The organism is Glaciihabitans tibetensis, assembly GCF_003003265.1.
Taxonomy (GTDB): Bacteria; Actinomycetota; Actinomycetes; order Actinomycetales; family Microbacteriaceae; genus Glaciihabitans; species Glaciihabitans tibetensis.
On sequence record NZ_PVTL01000002.1, the window covers coordinates 12,646 to 38,571 of the forward strand.

The following is a 25,926-nucleotide window of genomic DNA, read 5'->3' on the forward strand; positions in this document are numbered from 1 at the left end:
GCAACGATGGGGCGAGCTCGTAGTTTTACCCTGCCACCCGCGTGCACTCGAGTCCACCGGGCTGGCGCCCCGATCGTCAGCCGTGCGCCCGATCGTCAGCCGTCCGCCGAGAGTGTGATGCTACCGGATTTCGGCGTCCGATCGAGCGGCGCTCGCTTCGAGTTCTTCGAGCAGCTCGAACGCCGTGAGTTCGCGCGGCGAGTCCTCAATGCCGGCGAACGGAGCGAGCACCTTGGACTCGTCGAGGCGCCCGAGCTTGCGCGCGGACGGCAACACCTGGCGTTCCAGCGAGCCGACAAAACCGTTGTAGTTCTTCACGGTGCTCTCGATCGAGCGCCCCAGCTTCTCGACGTGGCCCGCCATGGTCGCGAGGCGCGAGTAAAGCTCGCGGCTGAGATCGAACAGCTCTTTCGCGTCATCTGTCAGCACGTCTTGCTGCCAGCTGAATGCCACGGTCTTCAGCACCGACCACAGGGTGACCGGCGAGGCCAGCGCTACGCGCTTGCTGAAGGCGTAGTCCATGATCGCGGGGTCGGCTTCCATCGCGGAGGAGACGAGGGATTCACTCGGGATAAACGCGATCACCAGCTCGGGCGAGGATTCGAGACCGGCCCAGTAGGTTTTGGCCGCGAGTGCGTCTACGTGGGCTCGCACCGCGCGCACGTGCTGCTTCATGAGTGCAAGGCGCCGGGCACCCTCCTCGCCGGTGGCGGTGACTGCAATCTGGCTCGCCTCGAGGTACGAGGTGAAGGGAACCTTCGCGTCTACCGCGATGTTCTTGCCTCCGGGCAAGTGGATCACCATGTCGGGCCGCCCCGAACCGGCGTCGGAGCTGATGCTCGACTGCACGTCGAAGTCGACCCGTTCGATAAGACCCGCCGCCTCGACCACGTTGCGGAGCTGCGTCTCGCCCCACACCCCACGGACGCTGTTGGAGCGCAACGCCGAGGCCAGCGACTCGGCGGTACTGCGGAGTCGCTCCTCGGATTCGGTCGCGGAGCGCAATTGTTCGCTGAGCGCGCCGTACTGCGCGCTGCGCTGCTCCTCGAGCTCAACCACTTTGCGCTGGACCGCCTGCAGGCTCTCCTGCACCGGGCTGAGTGCCACGAGCACCTCGCCGTCGGCCTTCAATCGCTGGGCCTCGGCGATCTGCACATCGCGCAAGCGCTGTTGGAACTCACCGAGGCGCTGCTCCTGCTGGAGGATCTGGGCATGGAACTGCTCGCGCTGCAGCGTGGCCTGCTCGCGCGCGCCGTGGAGGGTGGCCGTGACCGCGGCAAGTTCGGATTCGATCTCCGCGCGCAGATTCTGCTCTTCGGCCCGCACGGAGGTCAGCTCGGTCTGCGTTCGGGCGCGGGTGAGTTCCAGCTCGTGGCGAGCCTCAACGACCGCGGTGCCGGCGCCCGCACCCGACCAGGCGCGCCCACGCAACAGTGCGAACACGATCGCAACACCGAGCACCGCGCCGACGGCGAGTCCGATAAGAAGAGACACAACGGGATCCATGTCTGCAGTCTGGCAGGAGGGTCGGACATCGCCCGGAGGCGCATCGCCCGCGCGCGCATCCCGCTCGAGCGCGCATCCCGCAGATGAGGGAGAAGCTTCGCCCTACTGCAGAACCGCCGGAGCGTGCTCGACGGGGACCGGCCCGATCACTCCGACCCGGGTTCCGGTCAGCACGGCCAGGTGGGCCAGATCGTCCGCCTCATGGCGCCGACCGGCGTGCACCATGATCGCGGCGCACGCCTCCGCGTCCGCCAGCGCGTCATGGTGCGCGAAATCCTCGAAGCCCGCCGCCATCGCGGCAACGGGGAGCTTGTAGGAATCCAGATGGTAGGTCTTGCGGGCCACGGCGAGGCTGCACAGGTAGGAGAACGACGGGGTCTCCACAAACGTCGCGGCACTGGCCGCGCGGATGACTCCCATGTCGAAGCCGGCGTTGTGGGCGACGAGATGGTCACCGTCCGCGAATTCGATGAGATCGGGAAGCTGCTCATCCCAGGTGCGCGCGTCCGCGACATCCGATTCGACAATTCCGTGAATGCGGGTGTTCCAGTACAAGAACTCGCTGTGCCCAGCGGGCGGCCGAATGAACCACGCGACCTTGTCGACAACCACGCCGTCGCGAACCTTCACCAACCCGACCGAGCAGGCAGAGGCGCTCGAAGAGTTGGCAGTTTCGAAGTCGATGGCGGTGAAATTCATGGGCACGCCTTGATGCTCTCACGGGCGACTGACGCTCGACGTCCGCGGCTCGGAGTGTCTGGCGGCTAGGCTGGGTGCTCGTGGCACTCACTATTGCAATCGTCGGACTCCCGAATGTCGGCAAGTCGACCCTGTTCAACGCTCTCACGAAGAGCTCAGTCCTCGCGGCGAATTATCCGTTCGCGACCATTGAGCCGAACACCGGAATTGTGAGCCTGCCCGACAAGCGTCTCGCGGTGCTCGCTGAAATCTTCGGATCCGAGCGAATCCTCCCCGCCGCAGTGTCCTTCGTGGACATCGCCGGCATCGTCAAGGGTGCAAGCGTGGGGGAGGGCCTCGGCAACAAGTTCCTCGCGAACATCCGCGAAGCCGATGCCATCGCGCAGGTCGTCCGTGGCTTCGAAGACCCCGACGTCGTGCACGTCGACGGCAAGGTGGATGCCGCGAGCGACATGGAAACCATCAACACCGAGCTGATTCTCGCCGACCTGCAGACCCTCGAGAAGGCGGAAGCCCGCTACGAGAAGGAACTGCGCGCGAAGAAGATCACGCAAGCCACCATGGACACGACCAAGGCCGCAGCGGCCTGGTTGAACGATGGCAAGCCCCTGAGCGCCTCCACCCTCGACCTTGAGCCGCTCCAGGAACTGGGCCTGCTCACCGTCAAGCCATTTATTTACGTATTCAATGTGGATGAAGCGGTGCTGACCAACGACGACAGCAAAGCTGCGCTCGCCGCACTCGTTGCCCCCGCGCAGGCAGTCTTCCTCGACGCCAAGCTCGAATCCGAGCTCGTTGACCTCGACCCGGAGGATGCCGCAGAGCTGCTGGCTTCCACCGGACAGGACGAGAGCGGTCTCGACCAGCTTGCCCGCATCGGTTTCAACACCCTCGGCCTGCAGACCTACCTCACGGCGGGCCCGAAGGAAACGCGCGCCTGGACGATCCCGCAGGGCGCCAAGGCCCCGCAGGCCGCCGGCGTCATCCACACGGACTTCGAAAAGGGCTTCATCAAGGCCGAGATCATCGGCTTCGACGACCTCGTCGAAACAGGCTCGATCGCCGAAGCCCGCGCCAAGGGCAAGGCCCGCATCGAGGGCAAAGAGTACGTGATGCAGGATGGCGACGTCGTGGAGTTCCGGTTCAACAACTAACTAGTTGACAGGAATGCCCGTCTTCGCGAAAAGCGAGGCTCGTCAGCGCAGATGGTAGCCACTGCTTTGCAGCTGGCGTACGCGGCTTGGGCCCCGCGGTGAGCCGCGGCTTACGCCGAGATGAGCGGGCACAAGGCGTATCGAACCTGCCCGTTAGTGCCCGCGTCACCTAACCAACCCATCGTCGAGACGTGCAAGTCCCAGCCACTCGTCTCTAAACTGACGGCATGCCAGCAGAGGTGAACAGCTCAGGTATCAGCAGAGACAGGGCCGACCTCCTGCTTACGTTCTATGCGGAGCACATCGGGAACCTCGAATATCCCCAAGCTAACGCGGCGGAAGAAGAGGCGTGGGGTTGGAGCTACTTCTACGACGACACTCGCTTGCACGCCCCCGCTGAAATGGTCGTTCAGAGCGACGGGCGAAGCATCACCTTCGGCGCTTCCGAGAGCGATGACGGGCTGATGGTGTGGCTGGGGCTCACTGCCGAAATCCCGAGATGTGAGAAGTGCGGCGAGAACTCTATGTGCTGCAAGCACTTTGAGGGATACGACTGAAGGGTTTAGACAGGCGCCAGCAATACTCGAGGGGCGAGCTCGGCGATGTGCCGATCCACGGCTGGCTGCAATATCGGCCAGCAGCGATCATCCCGCATCTTCCGTACGTTGTATCGGCGGACACGGACTGGGTGGTGCCATGCTTAGGTCCTGCCACAGGCAAATGACCTCCTCGCGATACTCATCGACGCTGATAACGTGTCACCTTCGCGGATCGGAGCCGTTCTCGCCGAGGCTGCGCGCTTTGGTACCGCATCTGTCAAGAGGGTCGGAATGCTTGTCCCCAATTGACTTACCTAGACGTCTTGGATGAGCCAGCAACCGAAAGCCCCACGGGGTTTGCACGGAAGGTGGCCACGCCTCAGCTTCGGCGCGATACCAAGCTTGTGAGAATTCTGAGGTCCAGCACGGTCGCGGCGTCCTCCGAAGACGGCTGGTCGAATCTCTCTGCTGTTGGTCAACTGGTGCGCAAGCAGCATCCCGATTTTGACTCTCGCAATTGGGGTTAGGCGAAACTCTCCGAACTCGTCAGAGCCACAGACTTCTTTGTCGTTGAGTCCCTTCAGGGCGGCGGGGTAAAAATACGGCTGGATAAAGAATCCATTGCGCGTAATCCATAGTCGACGAACCGCTCGTTCTCCCAGAAAGTGAAGATGGGTACGTCGTGGAGTTCCGTGTGCCCCAATGGATCCCTGGTCGAGACTTGAGGTGCCGACGGCTTTCCGGCGCGTGCTGCATGTGCAGTTCAAAGAGCCGTGGCCGGAAAGCGTCGAGCGCAGCGCTGACTATGGTGAAATCGATCCCGTGATGGCAGATGCGGACGTTTACGGTTGGGCGGTGGCTTCCCTCCGTGGAAGGCTGACCGACGTCGATCGTCTTCAGCTATCGGCGCTCGCCGATCAGGTGGAGCGCGCCATCCCGGTGTTTCCCCAGCACGGTCGCCCCTACTTCGATCGGCTTCTGGGGTTGGCACGCGCCGCGGTGGAGTTCCGCCTTAACATGTGAACATGACGACCGCATCGCTGACTCCGCCATCGGAGGTTCGACTCGTGCACAACGAACTCGCGTCGTTCTCACGCTCGGCGGCGGGTGCGGACGCGGATATCAGCCTCGAAGAATACAACGAGGGTCGCATCCTGGGCTTGTTTCTGACGCCTCACAACTCTCGCGCACGTGGGGTCGGGGTGTTGTGCGAGCAGTTTCTCGTCATCGAGATCGGAGTGATTGGAGGACGCTGGGAACTCGGCTACGACCGGGAGGACGTATTGCTCGCTAAGCGGCTTATCGACGCCGTGATCGCAGGTCGAGTGGTGGAGTACTTCGCCCCCCGACGGTCCCGTGTGGACGTTACCTTTCTTGACGGCACGACGGCATCGGAGACCGGCTCCCACGGGTTCGGATTGCCTACCTTCCGGCGACGGGCCAGCAAGCATTGGGATCGCACGGTTCACTACGAGCCGTACGGCGAAGGTCTCAGCTGAACGGCGACGTCGTGGAGTTTAGGCTCAAAAACTAAGGAACGCACCCCGATCCCATTTCTGGGTAGTTTGAGCGCCTCGCATCTTTCAAGATGTGAGGCGCTTTTTAATAGCGGTTGACTGATCGCGAAGTCGACTGCTAAAAACAGAGCTCCGGCCCGGGCGAGATCAGAGAAAGCAAACTCAATGCGAATATTCCCTGAGTTGACTGCGATCCGACGTGCAGCGGTAATCGCGCTGATCGCAGCTGCAGCCGCAGCCGTTGTCGTGGTATCGACTGCCCTCCCAGTTGACGCGTCTGTGTCTAGTGGCGCGGGAACTAACGCGATAGCAACTACGTCGCGTATTGCCGATCCATCGATTACCCGACTGGAGGGAGTTGACCGGTTTTCGGCATCAGCTGCGATCTCTGAGGCGAACTTCGTTCCTGGAGTAGTGACCGTGTATGTAGCCAACGGAATCAATTTCCCTGATGCCCTTTCAGGGGCGCCAGTAGCGGCGAAGAACGGCTCTCCCATTTTGCTTGTGACTGCCGATGCGATACCAGATCCCGTCAGGGGCGAACTTGAGCGGTTGAACCCGGAGAACATCGTCGTGCTCGGTGGTGTCAACTCGGTCAGCCAAACGGTGGAGAGCGCGCTCGCCGCCTATGTGGCAAATCCCGGTAAGGTGACCCGGCTGGCTGGGGCCGATCGTTTTTCTGCATCAGCGGCAATATCGTCTGCAAATTTCGACCCGAACGTGGCTACCGTGTACGTAGCGAGCGGGTTGAACTTCCCGGATGCGCTGTCGGGAGCGCCTGTGGCTGCAAAGGAGAGTGCCCCGGTCCTATTGGTGACTGTTGACGATATTCCCCGCTCAGTCGTGAGCGAACTCGACCGTCTCAACCCTGCGAAGATTGTTGTGCTTGGCGGGATCAATTCAATTTCAGAAGCAGTAGCGAACTCGCTCTCCGAGCACACCGCTACGAAGGACCGGGCGGACGTTACCCGTTTGGCCGGAGCCGATCGGTTTTCCGCGTCAGCAGAAATTTCCGCTCGAAGCTTCTCCGTTGATACCCCCATTGTCTACATCGCGAACGGGCTGAAGTTCCCGGACGCGCTTTCCGGAGCTCCTGTCGCAGGAAGAGCCAATGCTCCGGTCCTGCTTGTTACCAACGACGCCATTCCCGAATCGATCGCTACAGAGCTGCGTCGGCTGAACCCCGAGCGAATCGTGGTACTCGGGGGCAGTCAATCCGTATCCATCGCGGTGGAAGATGAACTGGCCTCGAACATTGTTTCGCGCACTTTCACTGCTACGCCAGCGCCGACGATCTCGGGTGCCGCGGAAGTCGGAGAGCTGTTGTCGGCGGACCCAGGAACATGGGCTCCGTCTCCCGTCGGTCTGACTTATCAATGGAGTCGTGGTGGGGTCGCGATTGGCGGGGCGACAGAACGAATGTATCGGCTGATCGCCGCAGACGCGGGCACCAGCATTACGGTGTCTGTGACAGCGACAAGATCCGGTTACGTAACTGTCACCACAACGAGCATTGCGAAGCTCGTTGTAGGAGGCACCTTCACTGCGACGCCCGTACCGACGATTGCAGGAGAAGCGGAAGTCGGCGAGGTATTGTCCGTGGATCTTGGGACCTGGGCTCCGTCTCCTACGGCTGTGTCCTATCAGTGGAGTCGTGGTGGGGTCGCGATTGGCGGGGCGACAGAACGTTCCTATCGGCTGGTCGCTGCAGACGCTGGCGCGATCATCACTGCGACCGCAACAGGCAGCCGCGCTGGTTACCCGGACACCAGTCGAACAAGTGCGGCTGTAACAGTCGCCCATTGTGGCTTGATCACCAGTGATTCGACATGGTCGTCTGGCCGTCACTACTTGAGTTGTACCGTCACGGTCGCGGCTGACACCACGCTGACCGTCGCGCCGGGTGCCGTAGTGTTGCTCGACAGTCGGAGCGATCTCACTGTCCTGGGTGAGTTGGAGGCACATGCCACACCCGATTCGCCGATCGTTTTCACTTCGCGCGCCGATCCCGTCTTCGAACCGGCGTTCACCGCATATTCGGCTGAGAGCAGCATATTTCAGCTGGGCGCGGGGTATGCAGGGCGGCTGGACTTATCGGGCATCACTCTGGCTTATGGTTCATTGTCATTTGGTGATGGCAGCGTTGTAGATTCAGACATCCGCGGCAACGTGCGCATAGAGCCGAGTTACGGCTACAACGAAGGACACCCGATCTTTGCCCGCAATGTCGTGTCTGCACGAATGACGACCAATTACCCCGGCCTCATGGTCACTGATGCGCCGGACGTTACGGGCATCGCGTTGACCGGAACCGACAGAAATACATTCGTGGGTAGTCCCTTGCAACGCTCCGTTGGGTTTCAAGGCGTCGCGTCAGTGCCGGCGGGTAAGGAATACATACTGGGACCTGGCGGCGGAATTTCAGCCTATGTTGGACTGCCGCTAGGAAGCGGAATGGTGAGGCTTCTACCGGGAACACTTACGCGCGGCATGGTCGAGGCCCACAATCTTGTGGCTGAAGGGACAGATGCCGATCCGGTGATTTTTGCCGGATATCACTCGATGCAGTACGGGGGCGACGTTTTTTCGAGCGTTGTCCCTGGCAAAGACTTCACGGGCTCGGCGCTCCATGCGACGGACGGCTCTGACATCACACTCCGCCACGTGTTGGTAACCGGTATTGAGACAGTTTTTGCGCGGACCGCCAATGCCTCAGACACAGTCTCAGCGATCACCATTTCCGATAGCACCATCCAAGGCACGCTTAATCTAGAGCACGTCGCAAGCCCCGTTGTCGAGCGAACAAGTCTGCACGGCCGCTTTAGCGAGTGCGCTAGTCCTGAGTCTGGCTGTGCTGCCGTTGTCGCGCTCAGTATCCGAAGCGTGCCTGACATCACCGGGATAAAGCTCGCGGGACCAGACGCAAATTCTTTCACAGGCAGCGCCGCAGAACGATCCGTGAGTTTAGATGGGGCTGGTATTCCAAGCGGATCGAGCTATGAGTTGACGAACGAGAGCGGCGTCTCTGTGTTTCTTGCGTGGCCGCTCAATGTGGGCGGCACGCTCGATCTCGCGCCGGGCACAATAGTCAACGGGACGGTTGATGTCACGGGCACAGTTCACGCGAACGGTACTGTCTCTGACCCTGTGTACTTGGGTGGCGGCGCGTTTGGTGGCGACGTCGGATCAGGCTGTATCAATTGTCGGCAGCCCGATCCCGCGATGATTGTCGGCGGTGTCGGTTCCACCTTTAACTACACGGTGTTCGCTTTCGCGGACGTTGGCATTCACGTGCGCGAGTTCAGTCTTGTGACAATCGAAAACAGCAAATTCGTAAGTACCGATCAGGCGATAATGGTGGATGGAGCGGGCTCGGCAGACATCGGCACTAGTTACTTCTATGACAGCCTGCCTTGTGTTCCGCCATGGGATAGCACCGTGGTGGTTCTCAATACGTGGTTCGGCACAACCGGTGGGCCCGGATCGAACATCGATCTTTCATCGCTCGGCGGTGTCGTTGGCGACCTTGCAGGTAGCGCTCCACTTGGTGCTGCTTACTCTGATTCAGCCGCCACGTTGGCTCTCTCTGCGAAGATTGGCGCGAACTCTATCCCCTGGGCGATCTACGAATGTTCGATTGGCATCGAAAATCCAGTGCAAATCCGATTCCCGATGACACCGGTAAGGCTGCTGGTATCACCCGTAAGTGAGTGGCGCCCTGAAATCATCGAAGTCGCGGACCCGCGCCCTGGTGATTAACAGCTTCGGTGTCAGGATCAAGCAACATTCGGCCTCTTGCATGCATGCCTGCGGGACGGCCCAAATCCGCTTTTCGGCCGACCCAGTTGTCGCAACGGCGAGCAACCGTGCTGGCAGCGTTCAAGGCGATACTGCTGACGCCAGGGGAAGTGTTGCTACCGCGACTGAAAGCAGGTGCGAAAACATGCGCTTTGCAACTAGTTTACCAACGCTGAGTCGTCTCGAGAGGTTGTCCTATCACCAATGAAACGGTTTGATTGACGGGTTCGATCGATCGCCCAACAATTTCTCCGGAAGCGTGTTTTGATTGCGTACGCGGTTCTTGACGAGGCTGTAGCGACCAACTGGCATCTTCTACGGCGGACGCAATCATGATCGGCTCTCGTGAGGTGCGAAGCGAACGATTGGTTGTTGTGAGCGGCCCGAGTCCGGCTGGCAGCAGCCACTTCAACTGTTGCATGGTGTTGACGCCAACCGAATATGGGGCCACTTTCGCCAACTGAAAACAGGGCCACAGTTGTGTGGTTCTAGTGTTCCGCAGTCGTGGGCAGTTGGTGGTTCTTCATCCGATAGCTGGTGCCCTTGAGGCTGATGACGTCGGCGTGGTGGACGATGCGGTCGATCATCCTTTAGGCCACCGTTGGGTCACCAAAGACGTCGCCCCATCGGCTGAAGGGCAGGTTGGATGTCAGGATCAGTGATGCCTGTTCGTATCGAGACGAGACAAGCTGGAAGAACAGATTGGCGGCGTCTTGGTCGAACGGGATGTAGCCGACTTCGTCAACGATGAGGACGCTGTATCGGCGTAATCGCTTGAGCTCACCGTCGAGTTTGCCGTGTGAGTGGGCGTGCTGGAGGCGGGCCACCCAGCCGACGGCGGTATAGAAGAGCACTCGGTGGCCGGCGAATGGCTGGTGGTCGAAGTTGAAGTCCTCCAATGTTTTGAATCCCGGAAACCGGGCGGCTTTGATCCGCAGCGCGGCTCCGGAGGCTTCCCGTTCAGAAACATCTCGGGACAACATCGCGGCGAGGTATTCCTCGTGCGACCAGCCGGCATCGCGGGCTTGGTCGCCGAGGCGGCGGAACGCGTCGCTGATCCGTGGCGCGCGCATCGCCCGGGCGTAGTACTCGATTTGCGCCCGCGACCGGTTCTGCGCCCACGAAGTGGCAACCAAGCTGGGTGCTGCGGGGGTCAGTCCGAAGTGTGTGTCGTAGTGTTCCAGCGACGCGGTCTCCACCACCGCTAGGGCGGGAGCCTTGCGGTGTTGGGCGCGGTGGATCGACCTGGTCACGGCCCAACGGCAGATCCTCGTGCGGGAACCATAAGTCTCACTGGATTTGATAGCCAGGATCATGCACGAGCCGATCGACCGGGTCGGGGACTTCGTAGTCGAGGCGAATCTCGGCGATCTTCGCCCGGAATAGCGACTCCGAGCCCGTCAAACCGACTCGTTCCGCGATGGTCGCTGCGGCCATCGTCGGCGTCGTGGCCAGCAACGTTCGCGCGTGCGCCGCGAACGCGTCGAAGCTCGACCCGGTGGCCTCGCGTTGATACGTCGGCGACCGGTCCGCGGCCAGCGCCCGATCCACCGTCCCTCGAGACACGCGCAGTCGTTAATCACAGACCTGCCGGGTGCCACCGTGGCCAGCCACGATGAGGTGATGCACCTCGTAAATCGACGAAAGCTGCACGGTCGAGGTCTCAGTCTCGTCGATGCTCATTTGCTGGCATCGGTTCTTTTGGATCCTGACGCCTTGTTGTGGTCCTGCGACAAACGGCTGGGGCAAGCCGCAGTCGATCTTGGTGTGGAGTACGTCGGGTAGATGTAGTCCCAGCCCAGATACTCACCTGTGACGGAAAGTGGTGGAGTTCCGCTTCAACAACTAGCCCTACACGGCCTCCGTGCGGCGAGCGAGACGCTCGCGTATGGATTCAAGACGAGAAGCCATGGTGTATCCATGATTGAGCGACTGAACTGAGATGTAACGCAACACACTCAGGGAGGTCGTCATGAAGGTCATCGTCTTTGGAGGAACCGGCAGCGTCGGAAGGCTTGTGGTCGAGCAGGCGCTCGAGCGAGGTCACGAGGTGACGGTGTTCACGCGAAACGCGGAATCGGTTACCCGCGAGCAGGCGCGACTTACCGTCGTCGAGGGCAACGTCTTCGAGATCGGCGAAGTCGCATCCGCGATCGAGGGGCACAACGCGGTCATCGTCACACTCGGCAATGGGTCGAAGGGCGATGTGCGTTCGAAGGGGACTGCGTCCATCGTCGCTGCAATGCACCAGGTCGGCGTGCGCCGACTCATCGTTCAGTCGACGCTCGGCGTGGGGGACAGCTGGGACAACCTCGACTTCATGTGGAAGCGCGTAATGTTCGGCTTCCTGCTGCGCAGGGCCTACTCCGACCATGTCGAGCAGGAGCGTGTGACCCGCGCTAGCGGCCTGGAGTGGACGATCGCGAGGCCCGCCGCATTCGTCGACGGCCCGCGCACGGGGCAGTACCGGCTCGGCTTCGGGCCTGATGACGCTAAGACATCACTCAAGATCGCGCGCGCCGATGTCGCGGACTTCGTCGTCTCACAGCTCACCGACGACGCATGGCTCGGGCAAACTCCGGCGCTGGCTTACGCGTGAGATGAGGTGATCGCCGTGGTGCAGTGGACCGCCGCCGATGTGGCAGACCAACGCGGGCGCACCGTCGTCATTACGGGTGCGAACAGCGGACTCGGTGCCGAGGCGACACGGGTGCTCGCGGGTCGCGGCGCGCGGGTCATCGCGGCGTGTCGCGATGTCGATCGGGCATCTGCGTTTGCCGACACCGTCGCTGGTGAGGTCGAGGTGCGCCACCTCGACCTCGCCGAGCTGGCATCCGTGCGGGCCTTCGCGGCCGGCATCGACACCGACATCGACGTGCTCATCAATAGCGCCGGTGTCATGGCTGTTGCGCGGGGCCGCACGGCCGACGGCTTTGAACGGCACATCGGCACCAACCACCTTGGGCCGTTCGTACTCACGAATTTGCTGCTCGACCGGGTCAGCGCCCGAGTCGTGACTGTAACGAGCGGCCTGCATGTGCTCGGTCGAATTTCCCCCGACCTCAACTGGGAACGTCGTCGGTATCAGCGGTGGCTCGCCTACGCGCAGTCGAAGCTCGCGAACGCGGTCTTCGCGTACGAGCTGCAACGCCGGCTCGCGGCGGCCGGACGCAACGTCATCTCGGTCGCTGCCCACCCCGGAGTCGCTGCAACGGAGGGGCAACGCCGCGACACCTCCCTGCAGGGCAAGATACTTGCCGGCGGTCGCGCGCAGTCGCCGGCGATGGGCGCGCTGCCCATCCTTTTCGCTGCAACAACGCCGGGTGTCCGGGGCGGCACCTGCATCGGGCCTGACGGCCGGTTCCAGCGCAACGGCTTCCCGACGGAGGTGCGCACGAGCCGTGCCTCGCGTGATGCGACGATCGCGCTGAACCTGTGGAGTGAAAGCGAACGGCTCACCGGGCTGCGCGCGCCGCTCGACGCACTATGAGGCCAGTGACCGTGCCCGGTGCTCCTTCGGGCTCATGCCACGCTCGCGTTTGAATGCGGCACTGAGCGCGAAGCCGCTGCTGTAGCCGACCTCGCGGGCGACCGCCTCAATCGTGACATTCGGTTGTATGAGTCGGTCGGCCGCAAGCGCGAGGCGCCACCCGCTCAGGTAGGTCATGGGCGGCTCGCCCACGAGCTTCGAGAAGCGCCGGGCGAGCGCCGCCCGCGAAACGCGCACCCGGGCTGCGAGCTCGGCTATCGTCCACGGGTATGCGGGATCCTCGTGCAGCAAGCGGAGAGCGTGCCCGACGATCCGGTCGCTCTGCGCGCCGTAGAGTCCGGTGCGTTCCGGGCCTTCGTGCGTGAGCCAGGCGCGCAGTACCGCGACCAGCAGCACGTCGAAAAGGCGATCGAGCACGGCGGACTGGCCGGGCGCATCCCGCACGATCTCGTCGGCCAGGATGCTGATGAACGGAGTGTCGAAATCGGCGCCGCGCAGGTGGATGACAGGTGGGAGAGCACTCAGGAGGCGTTGTGTGACTTCACCGCGCACCTGGTAGCAGCCCATGAGCATGGTGGTCGGGCCGTCGGGGTCGTTGCCCCACGCCCGCAGTCCGAGCGACCACTCGTCGTGAACATCGCGGCCGTCTGGGCTTTGTACGCGCATGCCCGGCAAGATCACGACGTCAGGCCTGATGCCCGGCTCGTGCGACATCACGACTGCGGCGGGCCCTCGCGCGACCGCGACATCACCCGCGTGCAGCTCGAGCGGGGCGCCTTCGTCGCCTTCGATCCAGGCCGAACCTCGCACGACCGCGATCAGCCCCAAGGGCGATTCGTCGGCCAGCCGTACCGACCAGGGCGGAGTCAGGCTCGCGCGCAGCAGATAGGCGTCGCGACCGCGAGGGGCGTCGAGCAGGCGTGCGAGCGCATCCATGCACTCAGCCTAGTTCCGCTTCAACAACTGGCCGCTGACAAGGTTCGCGTCGACCCAACCGATCGACGCGGTCCCACTAGATTGGTGAAATGACGCCTGACGAACATCGATTTAACGCGCTCGTCCTGATTTTTGCCAACCTCCAGCGCCTCATGGTCTTTCACAAAGCGGTCGCGCTCATCGGGGGTAGAGAGTTGAATCCGGATCTGCGAGAGCAGCTCACGTCCAAGCTGGACCTGCTCAACGAGGTCGTGCAGCGCTCAAGCCAGAGCAGGGCGGTGAATGAGACCGACGTTGATGCTGTGCGCCCGGTGGCCTCGTACCTCGAGCGTGAGATTCGCGCGTACTACGACACTGAGTTGACGGGTGACCTGGGCGCGCAAGCGGCGTTTGGCGCTGCGGCGGTGTTCGCTGCTTCCTACCTTGGAGACGGCACCATGCATATGGGGCGGGTCTTCGGACACGACGACTGGGTTGATCGCGAAATGCAAGACAAACCCACCCTCATCCAGCTGCTCAATCAAGCTAACGGCACTGTCGGGTCGGCGGCCAGGTCGGAATTTCCGCCTGAAATTCGCGGATACATCGACCACCATGTTCGTGTCGCGCTCGGCGATCGTGACCTCGTGATGGCTCAGGTGGACGGACTGTCGACGATGTTGGATGGGCGGGCTTCGCGGCGGCCTTTCACAACGACGTAGCTGGGTCGCCGTCGGCGCGGAGGTGTTCGTGCCAGGTCAAGGTGCATCAACGAGTGCATCATTTGGTGCTATTTTTGATGCGGAGGAGGCATCATGAGGACCACGGTGACCGTGAGCGATGAGCTTCTGGCGCGCGCCGCGGAACTCACCGGCCGAGATGAATCGTCCGTCTTGCTTCGACTCGGATTGGAAGCGCTTATCGAGCGCGAGAGTTCTAGGCGTCTCGCCCTGCTCGGTGGGAGCGACCCCTCGGCCGTGAGCGCACCGCGGAGTCGTACGGTCGGCAAATGATTTTGGTGGATACGTCAATCTGGATTGACCATCTCCACGTCGGCGATCCAAGGTTGATAGAGCTGCTGGGGCAATCGCAGGTTGTGACCCATCAGATGGTCATTGGGGAGCTTGCTCTCGGACGGCTGAAGGATCGGGATCTGGTCCTTGGCTCGCTCGCTGGGTTGTCGAGTGTTGTCGAAGCGAGCCACGGTGAGGTGATGCATCTTGTCGAGTCAAAGCAGTTATTCGGACGCGGAATCAGCCTCGTTGACGCACATTTGCTGGCTTCCCTTCTTTTGAATCCTGGGACCGCGCTATGGACGCGGGATAAACGACTGAACCAGGCGGCAGTTGACCTGGCGGTCGACTATATCGACGAGGCACAGTCGCTTTGAGCGCGCTCACCGAGAACGGATGCGCCAGAAGCCTGCCGTACCGGTGAGTCCGCACCCGACGGCGACTTCGTGAAGTTCCGCCTACAGTGGAGCTCAGCCTTAGAGCCGCTTCGCGCGACTCACGATCAGAGGAAGTCACCGTGCCTGTTATCGCAATCATCGGAGCTGGACCAGGACTTGGAGCCGCTGTTGCGCGACGGTTCGGGCGCGAAGGATTCTCTATCGCCCTGATCTCGCGGGACCAGTCGAAGCTCGACGCCATGGCGGCTGAGCTCACAGCCGCCGGCCTGACCGCTGGCGGCTTTGCGGCGGACGTACGAGAGCCGGCGGAGCTCGAGGGTGCCCTTGCGCGAGCCGCGGCCGAGCTGGGGCCCATCACCGCATTGCAGTACAGCCCGCTCCCGTCGCGTGACTATCTGAAGCCCGTGCTCGATATGACTCCGGAGTTGGCGCTCGAGGCACTGCAATTTTCGGCTCTCGGGCTCATTCACGCGGTGCGCACCGTCTTACCCGCGATGCGCGAGGCCGGGAGCGGCAGCATTATCCTGATCAACGGCGGAACCTCGGTAAAGGCACGAGCCGGTTTCGCGGGCACATCGGTCGCGTTCCCCGCCGAGAGCGCGTACGGCGAGATGCTCCACGACGCACTCGAGGATGAAGGCATCCGGGTCAGCCAGCTCGTGATCCCCGGGGGCATTCCGCAGCTCCAGCTTCCCAACGGAATCGACGACGTCGCCGACCGGATCTGGGGCCTCCATGCCAACGCGGGTCCGTTCCGCACGATGCTCATCCCGCTCGAGGACGGCAGGGAGTAAGCGCGCGCGAGATCCATCTCGTGGCCGATGAACTAGCCGAGCTTCGGTCGAGATTCGTCGCTGCTCCGAACGACTCCTGTCCCCACCGCGCGCGATTGTGTGAGTGATTTGGCGATCAGCGTGATCGCCAGCATGATGACGGCTGCTCCCAGTGCGGTCGGGGTAGTCGCGAGCGGCTGATCTTCGCTTGCGAGAGACCCCAACCCCAGATTCACCCCGAGGTGCACGACGACGGCTGGAACCATGCGTTGCCAGAAGGACCCGACGAAGATCGACGTGATGGTCACACTCATCACCATCGCCGTGATCGCGAAAGTGAGCACCGGCAGGAGTCCCAACGACCAATAGCCGAGATGTGTCGCGCCGAAAATAAATCCCGCGATGACCGAGACGACGACCGGCTTTGCCAGCTGTTCGCCGCAACGCTGGACAAACCCTCGCCACCCGATTTCCTCTGCCAGCACTCCTGCGGCTTGGAGAGCGAGGTAACCAGCCAGCCCGGCGCCGGCCGTGTCGGGCGGCCAGCTGGGCCAGTGCCCCAAGATCACGGTGAGCGCCCCGACGAAGCTCAGAACCGCGACGCCTGCCAGCCCCGCCGACGCGAGGGTTTGTGACCGGCTGACGTGCTCCCACGCCCTGGGCATCCAGGTGGGGCGCAAAAGTCCGATCACGCACGCCAGCGCTGGCGCGAGCATCACGAGCGACAGCAGCTCGAACGGGATGTTCAGCGCCGCCTGCGCTGTTGGCGCGATCGCAGCGAACAGCCCGAGCAAAACAACCCACGTAATGAGCAGGGCGACCGGACGAGAGGGAGGGCCGAGAGTTTCTGTATCCACCAGCGCATAGTAGCGGCCACAGATAAATTCTCATGTTTCATCGGAGGGGAGTGCGCGACACATCAGTCCGGATGTTCACCCGCGCGATGGTTGTTGCGGCGGGTGGGCGCGACAGAACTTGCGGATGGCAGCATTGACTTGCTGGGGACGCTCCAGTGGGCTTTCGTGTCCTGCGCCGTCGATGACTACGAGCGTGGCATCCGAAATCGCATCTTCGAACTGGTGGGCGACGTACAGCGGCGAACGGGTGTCGCGTTGTCCCCAGATGAGAAGAGTGGGGACGGCGATGGTGGGCAGCAGCTCCCTGAGGTCCGTCTCGGCCATGATGGCCAGCTGAAATCTCAGGGAAGATGGGCGGATGTCGGCAGCGATTGCCGCGAGCAGAGCCAGTGACTCCGGTGGCGGTCCGTCGGCGAAGAGCCCGGGAATGGTGGGGGTGAACTCACCGTCCGGCGCCGCAAGCATCGTTCGTGCGTCTGCGGACCGCGCCCGTACTTCGTCTGTGCTCAGCGACCCTTTCCAGCCGGCGTAGGTGTCAATCAGGATCAGGGTTGCGACGAGCTGAGGGTGGCGTCGGTAGAGCTCGAGCACCACCGTGCCACCCCAGGACTGGCCAGCGACGTGCGCCGGACCGCCGTCGAGAGTCATCACCACCGTTGCGAGCCCGTCAGCGACATCCGCCAAGCCGAAGTCGTTGGGTAGATCGGAGGATCGGCCGGCCCCAGGCTCGTCCCAGGCGACGACGGTGAACTCGTCACTCAACCCGTCGAGCTGCGGTTTCCAGATGCGACCGTCCGAGGCCGCGCCGTGGGCAAAGACCAGGGGCGGCCCGTCACCGACCCGCTCGTAGGCGATCCCGAGTCCGTCCGCATCGACAAACCTCACGCTTCGAAGCTACTCGGGCCGAACCTCATGCGCACCGCCTGACAGTGTCGTGAACATCGAAGGCGCTGCTGCTCGGCCCGTGGTCCGCCATCTATCGTTGGGGTATGTCTCCCGGCCCGCGCGTGCGCCTCGTTCTGCCGCATCAACTCTTCGACCTTCATTTCGAAGCGGGCGACGACACCGTGTTTGTGCTCATCGAGCACGACCTCCTCTTTCGCCAGTACGCATTCCATTCCCACAAGCTGGTGCTGCATCGCGCTTCCATGGCGCGCTTCGCGAACCGTCTGCGCGACCACGGCTACGAGGTCGAGACACTTCGCAGCGACGCCGCCCAGAGCTCGCACGACCAGCTCGCGGCATTCGTTCGCGACCGTGAACCAGCGCAGGTGACCTGGTTCGACGTGGTCGATGACTGGCTCGAGCAGGACCTGTTTGCGGCTCTCGCCGACGGCGGCTATCGGATGCTGCCGAACGACATTCTGGAGACGCCGAACTTCCTCACCGACCGAGGGCAGATCGACGACTGGTTTTCGCAGAACATTTCCCGCATGCAGGACTTCTACGTGTGGCAACGCCGCCGGCTCAACATCCTTCTCGACGATGGCAGGCCCGTCGGCGGCAAGTGGTCGTTCGATGCCGAGAACCGTAAGAAGCTTCCGCGCGGATACACTCCCCGAACGGTGAGTCGCTTCGCCCGGCATCCCGTCCTGGGGTCCGAAGGCACCTTCGACATTGACGCGCTCATGGCGGACGCCGACACGGCTGGCACTGCCGACGGCGGTGACGCCGAGGTCTCGCAGGAGGTCACGCTCGCGATCGCATGGGTGAGTGAAGAGTTCCCGAACGCTCCCGGCGACCCCCACCTGTTCGCCTGGCCGACGAGCGGCGACGAGGCGCGCGCACATCTCCGCGAGTTCGTGCGCGAACGCCTGAACGACTTCGGACCCTACGAGGACGCGATTTCCACCGTTCACCCGTTCATCTCCCACGGCCTGCTGACCGGTGCCCTCAACGTCGGCCTGCTGGACCCGCGGGAAGTCATCCAAACGGTGCTCGAGGGAGCCGATCACACCACCCCGCTCGCCTCCCTGGAGGGATTCGTGCGGCAGGTGATCGGCTGGCGCGAATATATGCGCGCCACCTACCGAACGGGCGGCCGCCGGATGCGCACCTCCAACCGACTCAACCACCAGAACGCACTGGGGGACGGCTGGTGGGACGCGACCACGGGATTGGCGCCCGTCGACCTGGTCATCTCGCGGGTGCTCGACACCGGGTACGCCCACCACATTGAGCGGCTGATGGTGCTCGGCAACGCGATGTCCCTGCTGCGGATTCACCCCGACGCTGTCTACGAATGGTTCATGGAGCTGTTCATCGACGCCTACGACTGGGTGATGGTTCCGAACGTGTACGCCATGAGCCAGTTTGCGGCCGGCGCGGAGTTCACCACAAAGCCGTATGTGTCGGGTAGCAATTACCTGCGGAAGATGTCAGACCTGCCCGCCGGAGAGTGGTCGGCCGACTGGGATGGGCTCTACTGGGCGTTCATCGACGACCATCGCGAAGTCTTTGCCTCTAATCCGCGCACACGCATGGTCGTCTCCCTGCTTGACAAGATGGACCCGACCACGAGGGCCGACCATCGGCGCCGGGCCGACGCGCTGCTCGACGGCGGTCCGAGCACACGACTGCTGACAGCGCCGCCGACTCCGACGGACGCCGTCCAGTAACCCGCCAGTAACCGGCTATAGGGTCGTCGCATGGCAGACCACAGCAGTGCCGCGCGAGCGACCAGCACCAGTCCCGCAACCAGTCACCACCAGGTGGTCGTCATCGGGGGAGGCAACGCCGGACTGTCCGTCGCGGGGCGCCTCCGTCGGTACGGCGTGGACGACATCGTGGTGATCGAGCCGCGCACTCACCACCTCTACCAGCCGCTGTTCTCGCACGTCGCCGGCGGCACCGCGCGCGCCGGGATGGCCACAAAGCCGCAATCCGAGGTGATGCCGAAGGGCGTCGGATGGATCCGCGACAGCGTCGTCGACATCGATCCCGAGTCCAGCACCGTGGTGCTCACCTCGGGCGACCGGGTCACCTTCGATCACGTCATCGTCTGCCCCGGAATCCAGAAGGACTGGGACAGCGTGCCGGGACTCGCCGCGGCCATGGCGTCGCCGCACGGGGCATCCCACTATGAATTCGACCTGGCCAAGAAGGCCTCCCGGCTCCTGCGGGATCTTGAGCGGGGCACAGTCGTCTTCACCCAGCCCGCCGGGCCCGCGTCGTGCGCCGGAGCCTCGCAGAAGCCGATGTACCTCGCGTGTGACTACTGGCGAGCGAAAGGGCGGCTCGGCGCCATCCGCGTCATCATGGTCGTCCCCGATCCCACGGTGTTCGGCATTCCCGCGATCGACGAGGAACTCGACAGAAAGATCGCGGAGTACGGCATCGAATTGCGCCTGGAGTCCGAATTACTTGAGGTGGATGCCGCGAGCCGCACGGTCGTGATCGGGCAGCACGGCGCCGCCCAGAACGAGCACCTCGCCTACGACGTTCTCCACGTGGTTCCGACGCAATCCGCTCCCGACTGGCTGAAGTCGACTAGCCTGCCTGCCGCGGGCAGCTCGGACGGTTTCGTTGAGGTCGATCCGGAACTGCTGCGTCATACTCGCTATCCCAATGTCTGGGCGCTGGGGGATGCCGCGGCGACCAGAAACTCGAAGTCCGGCGGTGCGCTCCGCACCCAGGCCCTCGTCCTGGCCAAGAACCTGGTCGCGGTATTGGGTGGGGAAGAGCCGACGGAGAAGTACGACGGCTACTCGGTCGCTCCGTTTACGGTGTCGCGGTCCACCGTGGTGTTTGCCGAGTTTGACGATGCGTATCGCCAGCAGCCCACGATCCCGTTCTGGAAGGGACTGGCACGCGAACGCCGACTCACCTGGGTATTCGACCGCCACATTCTTCCGTGGGTCTACTGGAACCTGATCCTCAAGGGTCGCGCCTGATCGGAGAGTGGCGCGCGAGTAAACAACTGCTTGCCGCGCGCGGTCAATAGGGGGAGGATCGGAGTTCGGCATTTCCTTGTTGCACGTTCCACCCATCGGGAGGAAGTTGTGAGCTCCGCGACCGTAGACACCCCCTCTGCCCAACCCGAGCTGAAACGGGCCCTGGGCCCGTGGCTCCTGTTGCTGTTCATCGTCGGCGACATCCTGGGAACCGGCATTTACGCGCTGACCGGCCAGGTCGCTGCTGAGGTCGGGGGAGCGGCGTGGGTGCCGTTCCTCGTCGCCTTCGCCGTCGCGGCGGTGACAGCGACCTCCTACCTCGAGCTCGTCACCAAGTTTCCCCAGGCGGCGGGCGCCGCACTCTATGTGCAAAAGGCCTACAACATCCACTTCGTGAGCTTCCTCGTCTGCTTCGTGGTGATGTCGTCGGGAATCTCTTCCGCCTCCGCCGCGTCGCAGGCGTTCGCCGCCAACCTGGTCGCGGGTTTCGGGCTCGATCTCGGCCGCGGCGGCATCCTGCTGATCGCCCTCGGGTTTATGCTCCTGGTTCTCGCGATCAACTTTCGTGGTGTCACCGAGAGCGTTCGTCTGAACGTGGTGCTGACGCTGATTGAGTTGTCGGGTCTGCTACTCGTCATCTTCATCGGATTCTGGGCGATCGCGGGAGGCGCAGCGGACTTCTCTCGCGTCGTCGCGTTCGAAACGCCCGAGGACAAAAACGTGCTGCTGGCCGTCAGCGCCGCAACCTCCCTCGCGTTCTTCGCGATGGTCGGTTTCGAAGATTCGGTGAACATGGCAGAGGAAACGAAAGACCCCAGCCGGATCTTCCCGCGCATCATGTTCACCGGGCTCGGCTTCGCCGCGGTGATCTACGTGCTCGTCTCAATCTGTGCTGTGGCGATCGTGCCGATCGGGGAGCTCGCGGGCAACGAAACACCGTTGGTCACCGTGGTCCAGACGGCCGCCCCCGACTTCCCCATCTCCGATCTCCTTCCCTTCATTTCCATGTTCGCCGTCGCCAACAGCGCCCTGATCAACATGATGATGGCGAGTCGGCTGCTGTACGGGATGAGCAAGCAGGGCGTTCTCCCCAAGTTCCTCGGCAAGGTGCACGTCAAGCGCCGCACGCCCTGGGCCGCGATCGTGTTCACCACCGCTATCGCCCTCGCCCTCATCACCTACGTATCCCTCGACCCGGAGGGATCGGTCGTGGCGGTTCTCGGCGGCACGACATCGTTGCTGCTGCTCGCTGTGTTCGCCGTGGTGAATGTCACCGTGCTGGTGCTGCGGCGCCAACCGGTCGATCACAAGCACTTCAGGGCCTGGACGGCGTTGCCCATCCTGGGCGCAATCGCCTGCGTCTACCTGGTCTTGCCCGGCACGTCGGGTCGCGCAGCAGAGCAGTACCAGATCGCGGGACTCCTCCTGGCGATCGGAGTCGTGCTGTGGGCCGTGACGTGGGTGGCTCAGGGACCGCAGCGCCGGGAGCGCGCTTCGAAACTGAACAACCCGCCCCCGCAATAGGAGTAACTGCACTAGGGGTAACTATTGTGCGGTGCGGCGGAAGGCGCGTGCTCGAGCACTCTCGTGAGCCGCGCGCAGCAATTCGAGAACCGTAGCCCCGGTTGCCTCCCCGGGATTCACGACCGAAACCCAGCCGAGGGAGCCGTACACCGGGTGCGGCAGAAATACATCGTCCGCGGCGAAATCGACTCCAGAGGGGTCCCCGGGCCTCGTGCCGGTCAGCTCGCGGAATCGAGTCGCGCCCACGTGGATGTTCACCCTCCAGCGGCCCGCACCATCGAGGTGTGACAGCGTGTCGTCGGGGTAGTTTTTGGTCACGATCGTGCCGTACGGCTGCGCGTTCGCCGGCGGTTGCCCGTTCGGCGCGAAGTAGAAGAACGAATCTCCCCACGCGATCTCGGGCGCCTCACTGCCCTCACGGGGCGCCATCACCAGGGACCCATCAAGCGATCGGACCGCATCGAGAATCTGTTCGGGCTCCATGTTCGGAGTCTAAAACTCCGCATAACCTCAATCCATGTCTGGTAAGTAGAGCTCCCCGAGTGCGTTGACCTCGGCGTATTTGCGATCGACCTCTTCTCGAACGGATGCCGCGGCGGCGGTCGCCGCGTCGACCTCGACTTGCCGTGCCGCAAGCTCTGCCTCACGTACCGGGAAGGTCGCGAGTGTCGCCGCCAGGTGCTCACCCAGTCCCGTGCTGCTGCCGTCGGGATTGATGACCGACCACCTGGTGCGTTCCTCCGGCGTGCGGGCGTTGTACTCCTCAACCTGCATGTTGTACGTGGCGCGGTCATTGTCGAGCCGTGCCCGGTCATTCTGCAAGCGGGAACTCGCCGCCATCGCCGCGACTTCCTGCTCCATGAGGGTGTCGGAAGCCGCGGCGAGCTCGGCCTTGAGCCCTTCCCACATGGCGTCATCCGCCGCTAAGGCTGCTGGCACCGCGCTGCGGTCGCTGAAGTATCGCGCGAAGTAGCTCTCCAGCTCCGGGTCGATGTCATGGAATATCTCACTGCCGATGTAGGCAAACTGCTCCGTAGAACGGTTGTCGGTGTCGGGTCCCACCGAGTTGCGGAACCTGGTCTGAATCGGGTCGTCTGGAGGCACTAGCGACCAGCGCGCTTCGAGTAACGCGTCGAGCGGACCGCGCGCATCGGCGGGCATATTGTCATACGCGGCATGCAGCAGCTCATGCGCCGCGACGGCGACCGCGCGGTTTGCCAGTCTGGGGTCGGGGACGCGGTATACCGCGATCTCCCCGTCGCCCCCGCTCACCCGGCTGGATCCAAAGTAGCAGCCGATGGGCGCTGACTCACCGCCGTCGCCTCCGTGATCAGAATCTCCACAGACGCGAAGGAAGTCGACGTCGTCCAAAAGCTGCGGTCGTGCAGCCACAAAGATCGCCCGCCCCTCTTCGCTCAGCCCCATCCTGTCCGCGATCTGCGCGATCTCCTCGGGCATCGTGTACGGCGCCAAGACGGGCTCGGGCATTACCAGCGCGAGCGGGCGGTCCAGCATTAGGGCCCAGGTCATTACCCCGAGGAGTGCCGTAACGAGGACAACCAGAGTGACGGCGGGCGCGACAGAGGGCGGACGGCGCCTCGTGTCCGGTCCCCAGGGGGGATCGTTTTGAAAGAGCGTCACCCGCGGAGTATGACATTGCTTCATTAACGGCTCGTAGCCCCCAGTTTGGGAGCTTGGCGGACATGGGTCACGCCCGTGGAGAACCACTCACTCCCGAGCGGGCACCGATGCTGCGTCGAGCGCGTCGAGCTCGTCGTATCGCCGTTCGAGGTCCGCCCAGGCCTGGTCTGCCTCTTCCTGCGCCGCGTCGAGTTTCGCCTGCTCGACAGCGAGTTGCGCGTCCCGCTGATCAAGAGTGGCGCGCCTCTCTGAAAGGCGAGAGTCAGTTCCTTCACCCGCTTCGGAGGCCTGCGCGTCGTACGCCGCCTGGTCCGCGTCGAGCTGTGATCGCTCCGCCTCCAGCCGGGTGTCTTCGGCAGCATTGAGGTCGTCCTGGATGACAAGCGCATCATAGATCGTGTCGACTTCGTTGATGAGGCCGTCCCACAAGGATTGGTCCGCGAGGTGGAACTCCACTACAGCTCCTCGATCGAGGAAATAGCGGGAATAGTACCGCTCAAGCTCGGGGTCGAATGGCTCAGCTATCTCCGTGCCGAGGTACGCAAACTGCTCGGTCGCGCGGTTCCCCTTCCACGATCCGACCGATGATGCCAGTTTTTCTCGGATGACATCGTCCGACGGAACCTCGGCCCAGCGAGCCGCAAGGAGTGCGTTCAGGGCCTGACGGTCGTCGTCGGTGAGCCGCGCGTAGGCGGCATGGAGAAACTCGTGCGCGGTTGTCACCACCGTCTGGGCTTCCAGTCGTTCGTCGGTGGGCTGGAAAATGGCGATCTGACCGTGGGCATATACGTAGTCGTCGAAACAGCCGATGCTCTCCCAATCCTCGCTGGAGGCGACCTCGGCCGGATCTACGCACGCTTCGAGAAAATCATCGCTGTCCAACAGTTGCGGACGAGCATCGGAAAAGACGTCCAGGCCCGTGGCGGTGAACCCGATCTGGTCCGCGATCTGCGACATGTCGTCGGACATCGCGTACGGACGCAGCTCGGGCAGAACGACCTCGGGCATGACCGAGATTCCGAGCGCGGTGGCGGATGCCGCGAGCAGTGCGATCAGGACAAGAACGCCGGCCCGAGGCCGCAGAGGAGGCTGACTTCCAGAAGAGCGGGTCTCGATGGCCTCGTATTCAAAAAGCGTCACCCGCGGATTATGACATCAATTCAACATCACTAGAGTGAGGGCACGGTTGTCGTCGTTGCCGTTCACGAAGGAGCCTCATGGAAGCCGCAGCAATTGCCACTTGGACGTTCATTTCCGAGATCCCCATTCCTGCCGACGTGGCGCAGCTGATGATCGCGGGTGAAGAGCCTGTCGCCGCGTACAAGACCTTCCGTGACAGCGCGGTCTTCACCAACAAGCGCCTCATGGTGAGAGACGCACAGGGCATCACGGGCAAAAAGGTAGAGATGTACTCGCTTCCCTATTCCAGCGTCACTATGTGGTCGTCGGAGAACGCGGGGACCCTCGACTTCAATGCCGAACTCGAGTTGTGGACGAAGGCCGGTCACATCAAGATCAAGCTCGGCAAGGGAGTCGACATCCGCAAGCTCGACCTGCTCCTTGCCGGGATTGTCCTCGGCGATCACTGATCTGCGGGTATTCCGTTCCCCGACCGCTCAAGGCGCATCAGGATCCGCGGGATGCCGCCGGAAACCGACGTTGTGTCCGCCGCTTTCGTGAATCCGGCGCGTTCGAACATGCGCCGGGTGCCGACAAACGCCATCGTCTGGTCGACCCTGGCGTCGGCGTTGTCGACAGGATAGCTTTCGATCGCGGGTGCCCCGGAGGCGAGGGCGTAGCTGACGGCGCCGTCGATTAAGGCACTCGTGATTCCCTGCTTTCGGAAGCCGGGACGCACCCGGAGGCACCATAGCGACCAGACCTCGAGATCGTCGTGGTGCGGAATGTTCCGTGAGTGGGCTATTGGATAGAGCTCTGAACGCGGGGCGATGCCAGCCCAGCCCACGACGTCACCATCACGGTAGGCGAGTACCCCGGGCGCCCGTTCGCGATCACAGAGAGTGCGCACCACGTCCGCGCGGTCGATTCCCCTCAACTCACGGTTCTCCCGGGAGCTCAACCGCCAGGAGAGACACCAGCACACCGATGAGTCGGGGTTCTTCGGCCCGAGCATCGTTGCCATGTCGTTGAAGGCATGCGCGGGTCGAACCGTGATGGGGGACGGAGCGGTCGGACAGGTCATTTTTGG

General features: G+C 63.0%; 26 protein-coding genes and 1 pseudogene. 16 read left to right on the forward strand and 11 right to left on the reverse strand.

Annotated elements, in window-relative coordinates:
• Window positions 1-120: 120 nt before the first annotated feature.
• Together B0I08_RS03890 and B0I08_RS03895 are read right to left on the reverse strand one after the other, a co-directional pair.
• On the reverse strand, window positions 121-1,506 hold the full coding sequence (locus B0I08_RS03890; RefSeq protein ID WP_106210074.1) for a DNA recombination protein RmuC: 1,386 nt from the start codon (window positions 1,504-1,506) through the stop codon (window positions 121-123).
• A gap of 102 nt (window positions 1,507-1,608) precedes the next feature.
• Window positions 1,609-2,211: an exonuclease domain-containing protein gene (locus B0I08_RS03895; protein WP_181243205.1), complete on the reverse strand. Its 603-nt coding sequence runs from the start codon at window positions 2,209-2,211 to the stop codon at window positions 1,609-1,611.
• A 74-nt stretch (window positions 2,212-2,285) separates the two neighbouring features.
• Here B0I08_RS03895 and ychF point away from each other — a divergent pair, with 74 nt between their 5' ends.
• The 6 genes from ychF to B0I08_RS03925 all read left to right on the forward strand — a co-directional run bounded on the left by ychF (window position 2,286) and on the right by B0I08_RS03925 (window position 9,174).
• A complete protein-coding gene (ychF, locus tag B0I08_RS03900; RefSeq protein ID WP_106210773.1) occupies window positions 2,286-3,359 on the forward strand; it encodes a redox-regulated ATPase YchF in 1,074 nt (357 codons plus the stop codon).
• Between the two features lie 227 nt (window positions 3,360-3,586).
• Window positions 3,587-3,916 (forward strand): hypothetical protein, encoded by a 330-nt coding sequence (locus B0I08_RS03905; protein ID WP_106210078.1) that lies wholly within the window; start codon window positions 3,587-3,589, stop codon window positions 3,914-3,916.
• A gap of 386 nt (window positions 3,917-4,302) precedes the next feature.
• Window positions 4,303-4,425 (forward strand): OST-HTH/LOTUS domain-containing protein, encoded by a 123-nt coding sequence (locus tag B0I08_RS18270; RefSeq protein ID WP_181243207.1) that lies wholly within the window; start codon window positions 4,303-4,305, stop codon window positions 4,423-4,425.
• A 175-nt stretch (window positions 4,426-4,600) separates the two neighbouring features.
• A complete protein-coding gene (locus B0I08_RS03915; protein ID WP_106210082.1) occupies window positions 4,601-4,921 on the forward strand; it encodes a hypothetical protein in 321 nt (106 codons plus the stop codon).
• Between the two features lie 2 nt (window positions 4,922-4,923).
• Window positions 4,924-5,397 carry a hypothetical protein gene (locus tag B0I08_RS03920; protein ID WP_106210084.1) on the forward strand — a complete coding sequence of 158 codons (474 nt, stop codon included), beginning with the start codon at window positions 4,924-4,926 and terminating at the stop codon, window positions 5,395-5,397.
• A gap of 183 nt (window positions 5,398-5,580) precedes the next feature.
• The gene (locus B0I08_RS03925; protein WP_106210086.1) at window positions 5,581-9,174 is read left to right on the forward strand and encodes a cell wall-binding repeat-containing protein; all 3,594 of its coding nucleotides are present in this window, start codon (window positions 5,581-5,583) and stop codon (window positions 9,172-9,174) included.
• Between the two features lie 527 nt (window positions 9,175-9,701).
• Here B0I08_RS03925 and B0I08_RS03930 read toward each other — a convergent pair.
• Together B0I08_RS03930 and B0I08_RS03935 are read right to left on the reverse strand one after the other, a co-directional pair.
• Window positions 9,702-10,286: pseudogene (locus B0I08_RS03930) on the reverse strand (ATP-binding protein).
• Window positions 10,287-10,503: 217 nt separating this feature from the next.
• Window positions 10,504-10,779: a hypothetical protein gene (locus B0I08_RS03935; protein ID WP_146134312.1), complete on the reverse strand. Its 276-nt coding sequence runs from the start codon at window positions 10,777-10,779 to the stop codon at window positions 10,504-10,506.
• 406 nt (window positions 10,780-11,185) lie between these two features.
• On the opposite strand from B0I08_RS03935, the gene B0I08_RS03940 reads away from it, so the two are divergent.
• Window positions 11,186-11,812, forward strand: a complete 627-nt coding sequence (locus B0I08_RS03940) for an NAD(P)-dependent oxidoreductase (protein ID WP_106210090.1) — start codon at window positions 11,186-11,188, stop codon at window positions 11,810-11,812.
• A gap of 15 nt (window positions 11,813-11,827) precedes the next feature.
• The gene (locus B0I08_RS03945; RefSeq protein WP_106210775.1) at window positions 11,828-12,703 is read left to right on the forward strand and encodes an oxidoreductase; all 876 of its coding nucleotides are present in this window, start codon (window positions 11,828-11,830) and stop codon (window positions 12,701-12,703) included.
• On the opposite strand, the gene B0I08_RS03950 is transcribed toward B0I08_RS03945, so the two are convergent.
• Window positions 12,698-13,639 carry an AraC family transcriptional regulator gene (locus B0I08_RS03950; protein ID WP_106210092.1) on the reverse strand — a complete coding sequence of 314 codons (942 nt, stop codon included), beginning with the start codon at window positions 13,637-13,639 and terminating at the stop codon, window positions 12,698-12,700. The genes B0I08_RS03945 and B0I08_RS03950 overlap by 6 nt on opposite strands.
• Window positions 13,640-13,728: 89 nt before the next feature.
• Here B0I08_RS03950 and B0I08_RS03955 point away from each other — a divergent pair, with 89 nt between their 5' ends.
• The 4 genes from B0I08_RS03955 (at window position 13,729) to B0I08_RS03970 (ending at window position 15,823) form a co-directional block, all read left to right on the forward strand.
• The gene (locus B0I08_RS03955; RefSeq protein WP_106210094.1) at window positions 13,729-14,340 is read left to right on the forward strand and encodes a hypothetical protein; all 612 of its coding nucleotides are present in this window, start codon (window positions 13,729-13,731) and stop codon (window positions 14,338-14,340) included.
• A gap of 93 nt (window positions 14,341-14,433) precedes the next feature.
• A complete protein-coding gene (locus tag B0I08_RS03960; RefSeq protein ID WP_106210096.1) occupies window positions 14,434-14,631 on the forward strand; it encodes a type II toxin-antitoxin system VapB family antitoxin in 198 nt (65 codons plus the stop codon).
• Window positions 14,628-15,008: a type II toxin-antitoxin system VapC family toxin gene (locus B0I08_RS03965; RefSeq protein ID WP_106210097.1), complete on the forward strand. Its 381-nt coding sequence runs from the start codon at window positions 14,628-14,630 to the stop codon at window positions 15,006-15,008. Before B0I08_RS03960 ends, B0I08_RS03965 begins: the two co-directional genes overlap by 4 nt.
• A 140-nt stretch (window positions 15,009-15,148) precedes the next feature.
• Window positions 15,149-15,823 (forward strand): SDR family NAD(P)-dependent oxidoreductase, encoded by a 675-nt coding sequence (locus B0I08_RS03970; protein WP_106210099.1) that lies wholly within the window; start codon window positions 15,149-15,151, stop codon window positions 15,821-15,823.
• A 32-nt stretch (window positions 15,824-15,855) separates the two neighbouring features.
• Here the strand turns inward: B0I08_RS03970 and B0I08_RS03975 are convergent, their stop codons facing one another.
• A complete protein-coding gene (locus tag B0I08_RS03975) occupies window positions 15,856-16,659 on the reverse strand; it encodes a CPBP family intramembrane glutamic endopeptidase (RefSeq protein ID WP_106210101.1) in 804 nt (267 codons plus the stop codon).
• A gap of 75 nt (window positions 16,660-16,734) precedes the next feature.
• Window positions 16,735-17,544, reverse strand: a complete 810-nt coding sequence (locus B0I08_RS03980) for an alpha/beta fold hydrolase (protein WP_106210103.1) — start codon at window positions 17,542-17,544, stop codon at window positions 16,735-16,737.
• Window positions 17,545-17,648: 104 nt separating this feature from the next.
• Here B0I08_RS03980 and B0I08_RS03985 point away from each other — a divergent pair, with 104 nt between their 5' ends.
• From B0I08_RS03985 to B0I08_RS03995, 3 genes are all read left to right on the forward strand, one after another.
• The gene (locus tag B0I08_RS03985; RefSeq protein ID WP_106210105.1) at window positions 17,649-19,277 is read left to right on the forward strand and encodes a cryptochrome/photolyase family protein; all 1,629 of its coding nucleotides are present in this window, start codon (window positions 17,649-17,651) and stop codon (window positions 19,275-19,277) included.
• Between the two features lie 30 nt (window positions 19,278-19,307).
• A complete protein-coding gene (locus B0I08_RS03990; RefSeq protein ID WP_106210107.1) occupies window positions 19,308-20,552 on the forward strand; it encodes an NAD(P)/FAD-dependent oxidoreductase in 1,245 nt (414 codons plus the stop codon).
• 108 nt (window positions 20,553-20,660) lie between these two features.
• On the forward strand, window positions 20,661-22,076 hold the full coding sequence (locus tag B0I08_RS03995) for an APC family permease (protein ID WP_245884510.1): 1,416 nt from the start codon (window positions 20,661-20,663) through the stop codon (window positions 22,074-22,076).
• Window positions 22,077-22,097: 21 nt separating this feature from the next.
• On the opposite strand, the gene B0I08_RS04000 is transcribed toward B0I08_RS03995, so the two are convergent.
• The 3 genes from B0I08_RS04000 to B0I08_RS04010 form a co-directional block, all read right to left on the reverse strand.
• Window positions 22,098-22,559, reverse strand: a complete 462-nt coding sequence (locus B0I08_RS04000) for a DUF6194 family protein (protein WP_106210109.1) — start codon at window positions 22,557-22,559, stop codon at window positions 22,098-22,100.
• 27 nt (window positions 22,560-22,586) lie between these two features.
• A complete protein-coding gene (locus B0I08_RS04005; protein WP_146134313.1) occupies window positions 22,587-23,717 on the reverse strand; it encodes a hypothetical protein in 1,131 nt (376 codons plus the stop codon).
• 87 nt (window positions 23,718-23,804) lie between these two features.
• Entirely contained in the window at window positions 23,805-24,857 is a 1,053-nt protein-coding gene (locus tag B0I08_RS04010; RefSeq protein ID WP_106210113.1) for a hypothetical protein, read from the reverse strand.
• Window positions 24,858-24,934: 77 nt separating this feature from the next.
• Here B0I08_RS04010 and B0I08_RS04015 point away from each other — a divergent pair, with 77 nt between their 5' ends.
• The gene (locus tag B0I08_RS04015) at window positions 24,935-25,306 is read left to right on the forward strand and encodes a PH domain-containing protein (RefSeq protein WP_106210115.1); all 372 of its coding nucleotides are present in this window, start codon (window positions 24,935-24,937) and stop codon (window positions 25,304-25,306) included.
• Here B0I08_RS04015 and B0I08_RS04020 read toward each other — a convergent pair.
• The gene (locus tag B0I08_RS04020; protein ID WP_106210117.1) at window positions 25,300-25,920 is read right to left on the reverse strand and encodes a GNAT family N-acetyltransferase; all 621 of its coding nucleotides are present in this window, start codon (window positions 25,918-25,920) and stop codon (window positions 25,300-25,302) included. The genes B0I08_RS04015 and B0I08_RS04020 overlap by 7 nt on opposite strands.
• Window positions 25,921-25,926 lie beyond the last annotated feature (6 nt).